The organism is Actinoallomurus acaciae, from assembly GCF_042429965.1.
Lineage (GTDB): Bacteria > Actinomycetota > Actinomycetes > Streptosporangiales > Streptosporangiaceae > Actinoallomurus > Actinoallomurus acaciae.
Map to the genome: position 1 here is coordinate 1 of NZ_JBHLZP010000299.1, position 10,316 is coordinate 10,316.

The window sequence follows — 10,316 nt, forward strand, 5'->3', positions numbered from 1 at the left end:
GCCGGCGCGGCCAGGCTGCGCCGGCTCGCGGTGCTGGCGCGCGACCCGGACGAGCCGCGGCACGAGGAGATCACGGACGAGCGGCTGCGGCTGATCTTCACCTGTTGTCATCCGGCGCTGCCGTTCCCGGCCCGGGTCGCGCTCACTCTGCGCACGCTGGCCGGCCTGAGCACGGCCGAGATCGCCGGTGCCCTCCTCACGGCCGAGCCCGCGATGGCGCAGCGCCTGGTCCGGGCCAAGCGCAAGATCGCCGAGGCCGGCATCCCGTATCGCGTACCGCCCGCCGAGCTCCTCCCCCGGCGGCTGGCCGCCGTGCTCGCGGTGCTCTACCTGATCTTCAACCGGGGCTACGACGGGGAGGACGCGGGGCGCGCCCTGACGGCCGAGGCCATCCGGCTGGCCCGTGTCCTGGTGCGGTTGATGCCGTACGAACCCGAGCCGCGCGGGCTGCTCGCGCTGATGCTGCTGCACGAGGCCCGGCGCGCGACCCGTGTCGAGGACGGCGTGCTGGTCACGCTGGAGAACCAGGACCGGTCCCGGTGGGACCGGACTCTGGTCGCCGAAGGGGTGGCGACGCTCGACGAGGCGCTGGCCATGCGGCGTGCCGGGCCCTACCAGGTGCAGGCCGCGATCGCCGCCTGCCACGCCACGGCACCGGACGCGGCGCACACCGACTGGCCGCAGATCGCGATCCTGTACGGCGAGCTGGCCCGGCTGGCGCCGTCCCCGGTCGTGGACCTCAACCGTGCCGTGGCGGTCGCGATGGTGGACGGTGTCCCGGCCGGCCTGGCCCTGGTCGACGAGCTCGCGGCGTCCGGGCGGCTCGCTGGCTACCACCTGCTGCCCGCGACCCGGGCCGACCTGCTGCGCCGAGACGGCCGTGCCGATGAGGCGAGGACGGCGTACGAGGAGGCCCTCGAACTGGCGCCGACCGAGGCCGAGCGCCGCTATCTGACCGGCCGGCTCGAAGAACTCTGAGGTTCTCCGCGGCCGATGTCGATCCGGGCCGGCCGTCTTCGTCGGTGGGGCGAAGGTCCACCGACGAAGGGAAGATCTCATGCACACCGACACCACCGCGTCGGCCCCCAAGATCATTGACCGGGCCGGCTACCAGGTCGAACTGGACGCTCTGCGGATTCGCGAGAAGGCGCACACCCGCGAAGGCGACGCGATCGCGGCGGCCCGTCGGCGGCTGCCGATGGTGGAGGTCGACGCCGCCGTCGAGCTGATCGGCCCGAACGGTCCGGTCACGCTGCTGGAGACGTTCGAGGGTCGCCGGCAGCTGATCGCCTACTTCCAGATGTGGCACACCGGCCGGCCGGCCGCCGAGCAGTGCGAGGGCTGCACGTTCTTCAACGGCCAGGTCCGCGAGCTGTCCTACCTGCACGCACGCGACGTCACGTACGCGACGTTCTGTCAGGGCCCGTACGAGGAGAGCGTCCGCTACCGCGACTTCATGGGCTGGGACGTGCCCTGGTACTCCGCGGAGGAGTCCCTCGGCGTGCTGATGGCGGGACGGGGCCCGTTCATGCTGGCCTGCTACCTGCGGCAGGGCGAGCGGGTCTTCGAGACCTACTGGACCACCGGCCGCGGCGTCGAGGTGATGGACCAGACCTACGGCCTGCTGGACCGCACCGTGTACGGGCGGCAGGAGCCGTGGGAGGACTCGCCCGCCGGGCGGCCGCGCATCACCGACGCCTACGCACGTACGAACGGGCGCCCCACCGCGCAGTGGTCCCGCCTGGAGGCCGGGCACAGCGACGACCTCGCAGGCGGACGTTGACGACACGGACGCGAAGGGCCGGTCACCGTCCGGTGACCGGCCCACCCGCGCGCCGCGATCAGCGGGCGCGCTCGTACGGGATCTTCTCGCCGGCCGTGATGGCGACCGGCAGCCGGTTCTCGGCGGGCGGCAGCGGGCAGGTGGCGAAGTCGGTGTAGGCACAGGGCAGGTTGACGGCCCGGTTGAAGTCGAGGGTCACCGTGCCGTCGGCGCCGGGGGCCTCGACGTGCAGTTCGCGGCACGCGGCGTACGTGGTGTCGCCGGCGGTCGCATCGGTGAACAGGACGAGCAGGCCGGGGAACGCGGTGAGGCTCAGCGCCCGGCCCTCCAGTTCGAAGTCGATCCGGCCCGGCGCTTCGTAGACGTGCCGCAGTCCCTCGGCCACGGAGCCGACCGTGGTCGGCCGCGGTTCGTCGAACGTGGCATAGCGGCCCGTCACCACCCAGCGCGGGTCGGGTTCGTAGGCGGGCGTGCCGTGATAGCCGGTCCGGAGCGGATGGTCCGGGTGCCGTGGCCGTACGATGTCGAGCCCGCCGCGCTTGGCCACCTCGATCACCGCGTCGCCCCACGTGGCGATGGCGCCGCCGCGTTCGGCCAGCACGCCGAAGCGGTGCTCGCCGCGCACCGGCGAGCCGTCCACGACGAGCTCTTCTCCGTCGTCCAGCGTCACGACCACCCCGTCCGGGCCGGTCGACCAGGCGCCCGGCGCGTCGTCGAAACGCTCCGGCTCACCGGTCAGCCAGTGCACGCCGGTGATCGCGAGGAACCCGTGGCGGTCCGCCCGGGCCGACTCGTGCCTTTCATGCCAGTCGTGCCACTCGCGGACGAAACGGTCCGTGTCGGTTCCGGTGTCCTGAAGAGCCATGGGACCTCCTTCATGACGCGTGCCCTCCGGCCCGGAGATGGCCGCGCGTGTCCACGGTGACGTGGCCGTCCTCCGGTTGTACACCGTTCCCGGCCGGCCGAGGAAGATCGGCGGCCCTGCCACGCGCGGGTGCGGCGTGCCCCGCGAGGCACGCCGCACCGCTCATCCAGGGCTCACCCGGCCGCGGTGAACACCACGTGGCCGGAGCCGGTCTCGTACACCGTGTGGCCGTCCTTCTGCCCGGCGTACCGGGCGTCGCCGGAGACCCTCACCCTGCCGGTGGTGGGCAGGTCGATCTCGGCCTGGACGTTGACCGGGACGTCGGCGGTCAGGGTGAGGCGGCCGTTCGCGTTCCGCCAGGACACCGTGACGTCGCCGCGCTGGGTCGGAACCGTGCCCGAGGCCGAGGTCAGGCCGGACGCGGGCGGGCGGACGCGGATCCGCGCGGCGCCCGGGGCGGTGACGGCGACGCCGAGCAGGGTCTGCTGCACGTCGATCACCGGTGACGCGCCCCAGCCGTGTGAGAGGCTGTCGCCGGTCTGGTCCGCCTCCCACGACTCCCACGTGAACGTGCCGCCGGAGGCCAGGATCTTGGCGTAGCCGATGTCGCCTGAGTCGGTGAGCCGGGTGACGAACGCGTCCGGGCGGCCGGCCAGGGCGGCCATCAGCCAGTGGACGGTCATCGGCGACATCCGCAGGCCGAGGCCGGCCACGTAGCCGGTCACCCTGGCGTCGGAGGTGAGGCCGAACGCGACGGCGTAGGCGTTGGCGATCTGGGAGGCGTGCGTGCTCGGCGAGCCGTCCGCCTCCAGGCCGTCGATGTAGATGCCGTCCGAGCGGCGCAGCCTGCCGTTGATCGCGGTGGTGAGGGTCGCGGCGTCGCGCCGGTACGCCGAGGCGTCCTTGCCGAGCGCCCGGGCCGCCTCGGCGGTGGAGTTCAGCAGGTCGACCGCGAGCTCGTTGACGGTCGTACGGGCGGTGGCGTCCGTGTCGTAGCCGTAGCGGTTCGGCCAGTCGACGATGCCGTTCAGGTACGAGCCGGAGCCGCCGGCCAGCCTGGTGACGAGGCCGGTGGACGGGTCGACGTAGCGGCGGACGTAGTCGGCGACGGCGCTCATGACCGGGTAGGCGGCGCTCAGCGTGGACGTGTCACCGGACTGCAGGTAGTACTCCCACACCCAGCTCGGGAACATCTCGGTGTAGTCCGGGATGTCGCGCTTGCCGTCGCCGTTCGGGTAGACGGCGTTCAGCCGCCCGTCCGGCCAGTAGCGGGCCTGCGAGGCGATGAACTCGCGGATCGCCTTGCGGGTGAGGCGGCGTTCGCCCCAGCCGGACATGGTGGCGAGGGAGACGTCGACCGAGTCGCCGAGGAACTGCCCCTTCTCCCGGGTCGGGGTGTCGAGGAACTGCTCCTGCGAGTCGTACAGCGCCGACCGCCGCATCAGGTCGTACGCCGCGTCCACTCCGCTGTTCGAGGTGTGCAGCCGGGCCTGGGACGGGACGTCGGTGTGCTGCACGATCGCGCCGATGTCCCCGGCGGTCACGTCCGCGTCGATCTGGAGATAGCGGAAGCCCTCGTAGGTGTTGTAGCGCACCGTCTGGTCGCCGTCCCGCTCGGTGTAGCGGTACGTCAGGTCGGTGCCCTGGTTGTCCTTCTTGGCGTTGGACACCGTGCCGTCGCTGTTCAGCAGGTAGCCGGCGGTCATCGTGACGGCCGTGCCCTTGGCGCCGTCGCGGAAGCGGACGACCGGAACGGCCGGGATGATCTCGCCGAAGTCGGCGACGACCGCGCCGGATGACAGCTTGGCGACCCTGACCGGGCTCACCGTCCGGTGGGTGAGCGCGGACTCCTGGCCCTGCAGGTGGGTGAAGACGCCCGCCGGGTGGACGCCGACGACCTGCGGCGCGGTCCAGGAGGAGTCGTCGAAGCCGGGCCGGTCCCAGCCGATCGGCTCGGTGGTGCCGTCGATGTCCTCGATGTAGTCGCGGCCGTCGCCGTTGCGGTAGGAGGTGGTCTTCCAGTTGGCGCGGGTGACCTTCCAGGAGCCGTCGGTGACGACGACCTGACGGGTGCCGTCGGCGTGGTCGACGACGACCCGCATGAGCAGGCCGGGTTCGCCGGACGGGCGGCCCTGGCCGGGGCCGTACCAGTGGTAGAGCGCGCCGACGGCGGCGGGCCTTCCGGCCGTCAGCAGGCCGGTGACGTCGACGGCCTTGTAGTAGCCCTCGCCGGGGTAGGAGTAGGCGGCGCCGCGGTCGGCCGGCCGCCCGTTGACGTGCAGGTCGTACTGCTGGCCGGCGGCGACGTAGACGCGGGCCCGGGTGACCGCGCTGGGTCCGACCGTGAACTCCTTGCGGGCGTAGGTGTAGTCGTCCTTCTCCGCCGTCGTGCGGCGGATCCAGCTCGCCTGCCAGTCGGCGTCCGCGATGCCGGTGTCGAAGGCGGCGGACCGGGACCAGGGCGACGCCTTGCCCGCGCGGTCCCAGGTGCGGACGGTCCAGGTGAAGCTGCTCCCGTGCGTCAGGTCGCCCGGCCCGGCGACGTACGACTCCTGGGACGAGGCGACCTTGCCGCTGTCCCAGACGGTCTTGCGCCCCTCGGAGACCTTGATCTGGTACGCGGTCTGGACCTCGCCGGGGTCGACGTCGCGGGGCAGCCAGCCGAAGGCCGGACGGCCCTCGACGTCGAGGGGCCGGGTCTGGTCGCCGACGGTCAGACCGGCCGGCGCCAGCGGGGCGTGGTCCGCCCCGGCCCACGCGGGGGAGGGCGGTAGCGCGGCCGCGATGGTCACCGCGCCGGCGGCCGCGAGGAAGCGATTCCTCATCGTGTTCTCCTCCAGGGGGAAGGTTCGGGATCCGGCGTTGTGCACCTGCTCGGAACCGGGCGCGGCCGGCCGTCAGGAGGCGCGAGCCGTGGTGCAGTCGGTTCCGCGGGCGGAGCCCGCGCCGGGGCCGAGGCAGTCGAGGCGGACGGCCGCCGCCATGGCCTGGTAGCCGCTGTCGCCCGGGTGCAGGTGATCGCCGCTGTCGTAGGCGGGAAGCAGGCGCTGCGGGTCCGCCGGGTCACGCATGACCCGGTCGAAGTCGATGACGCCGTCGGCGAGCCGCTGCCCGCGGATCCAGCGGTTCACGACCTGGCGTTCCTCCTCGCCCGCGGCGGTGTAGTAGAACGAGCCCCGCACCGGCGTCATCGTGCCGATGAGGATGCGCAGCCCGTGCCGGTGCGCCCGGTCGATGAGCCGCTCGTACCCGGCGATGATCTGGCCGGCCGTCACCGGGGTCGTCGGCTGGGCGTCCGGCTCGGACCCGAACCACGGGAAGTTGATGTCGTTGACGCCCTCCAGCAGGATCACGTCGCGGACGCCGGTCTGGCCCAGGACGTCCCGGTCGAACCGGTCGAGGGCCTTCGGACCTCCCAGCCGGGAGTCGTTGAGCACCCGGTTGGCGCCGATCCCGGCGTTCAGCACCGCCTGCCGCCGGCCGGGCGGGAGCGCGTTCTCGCGCCGGGCCAGGTAGTTCGGGTACCGGTTGTTCGCGTCGACGGTGGACTGGTCGCCATCGGTGATCGAGTCGCCGAGCGTGACGACGGCCCCCTGCGGGGCGGTGGCCGGGGCCACGTCGAGCCCGTCGACGAAGAAGAACGAGCCGAGCCGGGTGGGGAACGCAGCGGCGTCGGCGTCACCGGTGTGGTCCCCGGTGCCGGACACGTACGTCGTCTCCATGCTCTGCCGGTGCCAGGTGACCGGTCCCGTCGCGGAGGGCAGGTAGAGGCTGACGGTGACGTCGCCGTCGGCGGGGACCGGCAGCGCCACCGGGTCGCTGACCGTGCGCGCTCCGACGGGGATCGTCACCGATCCGGCCCCGCCGAACGTCAGCGTCCGTACGCGGTCGGACCGGATCCCGCCGGGGCCGTCGGGCGGCGCGACCGTGACGCGGCCGACCTTCAGCGGCACGGCGCCGAAGGTGTTGGTCAGGCGGAGCCGCAGCCGCCGCCCGCCGACGCTCGTGTGCAGCACCTCCCGGACCGTCTGGCCGGTGAAGCCGTTCGTCGAGACGGCGTCGCTGGAATGGGCCATGGGGCTCGCGGTCCAGGTGCCCACCCACCCGGCGTCGGGTGCCGCCCCGGCCTGGGCCGGGACGGCCGCCGGGGCGACGGCCAGGGTGAGCAACGCGGCAGCGGTGAGCGGACGACGATGACGTCGCTTCCAGGGGCGCATGGGACCTCGCTCGTGCTTGGCGGAGAGTGATTCGAAGGGCTGGGGTTCGAGACCGGGCCGGGCGCCCGCGGCGCACCAAGGCCGCGAGCCCACCGCCGGTCTGTCACGCGCCGCAGCGCGCCGGCCCGTGGCTTCGGATGCTCACCCGGCGATCGTCTGGACGGTGTGCGAACGGCCGCCGGAGACGCCGTGCAGGGTGATGTAACCGTCGGCGTTCGTCGCCCGGTGGGCGTGTGGGGCGTCGCCGTCCCAGGCGACCTTGCCGTCGACGCGGACGGTGACCCGCTTTCCGCCGGTCGGCACGGCGACGTCGCCGGAGGTCCCGGACGGGGCGTCGACCTTGAGGGTGAAGGCCGCTCCCCGGCCCTGCACCCAGGTCACCCGGAGCGCGCCGTGCGGGGTGGGCAGCTGCCCGCGGGCCCAGGTCACCGAGCCGGGGTGCGGCCGCACCGTCCAGGTGGCGAAGCCGGGTCCGGTCGGCACGGCGCCGAGCAGGTCATTGCTGAGCGCCGGCACGACGCCGGTCGACCAGCCGTGCGCCATGGAGGTGTAGGCGCCCTCGTACAGGGAGCCGCCGCTGCCGATGCCCTCCCAGTCGGTGATGCCGGGGTCGTGGTTCGTCATCCAGCCGTAGAGGCGCTTGATCTCCTCGATCGCGGAGTCCGCCCGGCCGGTGAGGAAGCGCGCCTGGATCTCGGGGTAGGAGGTGAAGGCGTAGACCCGCTCGCTCCCGTCGGACACGAGCGTGTCGTTGTCCATGAACGCGTTGCCGTACGGCTGGGCGGTGGTCTTCGCCAGGTGGTCCAGCGCGGCGGCGGCCTGCCCGGATGAGGCGACACCGGCCAGGATCGCCAGGCCGTTGCCGTCCTGTCCGTGACGTACGGCGCCGGTGCCCGAGTCCAGGTACGCGCCGCTCCCGGCGTCCCACAGGTAGGTGTTGATCGCGGTCGCGACGGTTCCCGCGCGCTGTTCCCAGCGGCCGGCGTCCGCCGTGTGGCCGAGGGATCGCGCCAGGCCGGCGGCGTCCTTGAGGGCCTGCACGTACAGGGCGTTGTAGTAGGTGACCTCGCCGGTGCGCGGCAGGAACGCGTAGTCGCCGTAGCCGCTCGTGCCGTTCAGGCCCTTGGAGAGCAGACCGTGGGAGTCGGTGACCGACGGGTACCAACCGTCGAGCGCCTTGACGAGGTTCGGGTAGTACGTCCGGGCGTAGCCGATGTCGCCGGTGTAGAGGACGTAGTCCGAGCTGGAGGTCACCCACCACAGCGGGTAGTCGAACAGCGGGAGGGTGTAGCCGTTGATGGACGCCGGCGGGATCCAGCCGTCGGCGCGCTGGTGGTCGGCCAGGTCGGCGAGGACGTTGCGGGCGGCCTGCGGCACCGCGTGGGTGAGGTAGTCGGTGCGGCCCGACACGGCGACGTCGCCTACGTACGGGTCACGGTCCCGCTTGGCGCCGTCGTGCAGGACGAGCCTGCCGTCCAGGGACGGGCTGTCGGCGTTCCTCGGCTCGACGTCGGTCGGCCGGAACGTGTCGGTGACGAGCTCGTTGGTGTAGGAGGCGTTGAACCAGTACCGGTTGAGGCTCTGGTCCGAGGACTCGAACCAGCCCTTGTACGCGCCGGGCCCGCCGTCGAGCGCGGTCGAGTCCAGGGCGACGCCCTTGATCTTCACGGTGCCGTACGGCTCCGCGGCGGGGGCGTCGCTCGCCAGCGCGTCCAGGCTGATCTTCAGGTACCGGAAGCCGTGCAGGCCGTCCGCGCAGACCTTCGTGCCGCTCTGGCAGCCCTTGGCGTCGGTCCAGGTGGTGGGCTTGCCGGGCGGGGCGTACTGGTCGGTGCCCGGGCCGCCGGAGAAGTCCGAGCGGGCGAAGTCGGAGCGGTCGGTGAGGTACTGCCGGGTCTCGGAGAACGCCAGCCGTACGCCGGGGTGGTCGTCGGACGCGCCGCCGAAGCGGATCTTCGGGTAGCCGACGACGACCTTGCCGAAGTCGAGGGTGACGCTCGCCTGCGGCGGGTCGGAGACGACGCCGGGATAGACCTCGTTGATCCGGGTGTAGTCGCCCTTGGAGCTGGGCTGGTCCTTGGTGACCGTGATCCGCACCTGGCCGGTCTCGACCTCCTGCGGGAACGTCACGGCCCGCTGGACGTCGGTGTTGCCGGTGACCGTCGCCTGGGTGACCCAGTCCGTGCCGTTCCAGGTGGCGACGGTGAAGTCCATCGGCACCCCGTCGGCGTTGGACAGGACGGTGATGCCCGGCAGCTTGACCGGGGTGGGGCTGGTGATCTGCAGCCAGGCCGGATACGTGTCCGCCGTCGCGTCGTTCCAGAACGTCTTGGCGTCGCCGTCGACGGCATTGCCGGGCTCGTACGAGGTGGGCGTGCCGTCGTTGCCGCCGTTGGGCTCGTGGTAGGAGGACGCGGTCGCCGTGGTGCCGGAGGGCCAGACCGGTCTGGGCTGCGGAGCCTCACGGCGCAGGGTGGTCGTGCCCGCGCCCAGGACACCGCCGGGGTTCGTGACGTCGCCGGTCGTGGAGACGACCCGCACCGGGGAGATCTCGCGGTGCGAGGTGCCCTGGACGTAGCGGTGCCAGTCGGCCGGGGGCAGACCCGCGAGGATCTTCGCGGCGTCCGGCGGCGGCGATGCCCGGCGGTCGGCCCCGGCGGGCGACAGGGCCACGACCGTGCTCGTCACACTCAACGCGAGACAGGCGAGGACGTTCAGGGGGTGTGGTCGAAGCTTCGAGACCAGTCGCATCCTGGGCTCCCTTTCTGGATGCGGTCGAATGAAGAACCCCGATGTGGCATGTGGCGGCGGAAGTCGATGAGGGAGGGCGCGGGCAGGGGGGTGGCGTGCGGGGCGGCGTGCCGCCCCGCACGCGGCGGTCAGCGGAGGAAGGCGGCGGCGACCCCGGCGTCCACGGGGACGTGCAGTCCGGTGGTGTGGGTGAGGTCTCCGCCGGTGAGCGCGAAGACCGCGTTCGCGACGTGCTCGGGCAGCACCTCACGCTTGAGCAGGGTCCGCTGGGCGTAGAACTCCCCCAGCCTCTCCTCGGGCACCCCGTAGACGGCGGCGCGCTTGGCACCCCACCCGCCGGCGAAGATGCCCGAGCCCCGGACCACGCCATCGGGGTTGATGCCGTTGACCCGGATACCGTGCGCGCCCAGTTCGGCGGCCAGCAGCCGCACCTGGTGGGCCTGGTCGGCCTTTGCCGCGCTGTAGGCGATGTTGTTCGGCCCGGCGAAGATCGAGTTCTTCGAGGCGATGTAGACGATGTCACCGCCCATGCCCTGCTCGGTCATCACCCGGGCGGCCTCGCGGGAGACCAGGAACGACCCACGGGCCATGACGTCGTGTTGCAGGTCCCAGTCCGCGACCGTGGTCTCCAGCAGCGGTTTGGACAGCGACAGGCCCGCGTTGTTGACCACCAGGTCGACGCCGCCGAACGCCAGCACGG

7 protein-coding genes are annotated in these 10,316 nt (G+C 72.6%); 2 read left to right on the forward strand and 5 right to left on the reverse strand.

What is annotated here, in order from left to right; translation table 11 throughout:
- Both ACFFNX_RS31280 and ACFFNX_RS31285 read left to right on the forward strand, forming a co-directional pair.
- The coding region (locus ACFFNX_RS31280; protein WP_378209471.1) for an RNA polymerase sigma factor at positions 1–978 on the forward strand (978 nt) is incomplete at its 5' end.
- Between the two features lie 79 nt (positions 979–1,057).
- Positions 1,058–1,783: a DUF899 family protein gene (locus ACFFNX_RS31285; RefSeq protein ID WP_378209472.1), complete on the forward strand. Its 726-nt coding sequence runs from the start codon at positions 1,058–1,060 to the stop codon at positions 1,781–1,783.
- Positions 1,784–1,841: 58 nt separating this feature from the next.
- On the opposite strand, the gene ACFFNX_RS31290 is transcribed toward ACFFNX_RS31285, so the two are convergent.
- The 5 genes from ACFFNX_RS31290 to ACFFNX_RS31310 form a co-directional block, all read right to left on the reverse strand.
- Complete coding sequence (locus tag ACFFNX_RS31290; RefSeq protein ID WP_378209473.1) at positions 1,842–2,648, reverse strand: DUF1684 domain-containing protein; 807 nt, start codon at positions 2,646–2,648, stop codon at positions 1,842–1,844.
- A 173-nt stretch (positions 2,649–2,821) separates the two neighbouring features.
- Entirely contained in the window at positions 2,822–5,473 is a 2,652-nt protein-coding gene (locus ACFFNX_RS31295; protein WP_378209474.1) for a family 78 glycoside hydrolase catalytic domain, read from the reverse strand.
- A gap of 72 nt (positions 5,474–5,545) precedes the next feature.
- Positions 5,546–6,865, reverse strand: a complete 1,320-nt coding sequence (locus tag ACFFNX_RS31300; RefSeq protein ID WP_378209475.1) for an SGNH/GDSL hydrolase family protein — start codon at positions 6,863–6,865, stop codon at positions 5,546–5,548.
- Positions 6,866–7,006: 141 nt separating this feature from the next.
- Entirely contained in the window at positions 7,007–9,616 is a 2,610-nt protein-coding gene (locus ACFFNX_RS31305) for an alpha-L-rhamnosidase-related protein (RefSeq protein ID WP_378209476.1), read from the reverse strand.
- Between the two features lie 128 nt (positions 9,617–9,744).
- A partial coding sequence (locus tag ACFFNX_RS31310) for an SDR family oxidoreductase (RefSeq protein ID WP_378209477.1) occupies positions 9,745–10,316 on the reverse strand: 572 nt, incomplete at its 5' end.